Annotated in this window: 1 protein-coding gene; it reads right to left on the bottom strand. The window is 59.5% G+C overall.

The window, feature by feature from the left end:
- Nucleotides 1-95 precede the first annotated feature (95 nt).
- On the bottom strand, nt 96-539 hold the full coding sequence (tnpA, locus tag FH061_RS30195) for an IS66-like element accessory protein TnpA (protein WP_225984992.1): 444 nt from the start codon (nt 537-539) through the stop codon (nt 96-98).
- Nucleotides 540-568 lie beyond the last annotated feature (29 nt).

Here is a 568-nt window from a genome sequence, read left to right as displayed (position 1 = left end):
GGCGGTCTGGACCTTGGCAGCCAGACCATTGAAGCCACTGCGCATATCAGTGAACCCGGCTGCCAGCCACACGCGTGTACCCGCCGGCAGGCCCATCATTGACGCAACAGCGCCAGCACGGCGCGCAATGTCTTGGTGTCAGCGCAACTGCCAATGCGTACCGTACAGTCGGCAAAGACAACCTCAATGCCGCTGGCGGAATGGGTCGCTGCAACGGCAGCAGGCTTGGCCACGTCGACCTCTGTGGAAGGTGGCGAAATGAGCGTCACAGGCAGCAACGACGTACCTGTGCTCGGCTGATCGAACAAACCGGCAAGGTAATGACGACGCCACTTGAAGAGCATGTTGGCATTGATGCCGTGCTCCTGGGCCAGGCGGGATACGGATATGCCGGCCTCACATGCTTGCTGCGCCAGGCGGCGTTTGAAATCGATGGGATGATTCGGGCGACCCTTGCGGGAAGGCCGTTTAGCTTCAATGGACACTGTGGTTCCCACTACTCGTTTGGTGGGAGGTACTTTGGCTTCTCCTGCAAACAATGTCCACACGGCTCAGAGACGACGCTTAC

Origin of the sequence: Noviherbaspirillum aerium (assembly GCF_008929045.1) — a bacterium.
Taxonomy (GTDB): domain Bacteria; phylum Pseudomonadota; class Gammaproteobacteria; order Burkholderiales; family Burkholderiaceae_D; genus Noviherbaspirillum; species Noviherbaspirillum aerium.
This window is presented reverse-complemented; position numbering and strand designations above follow the sequence as displayed.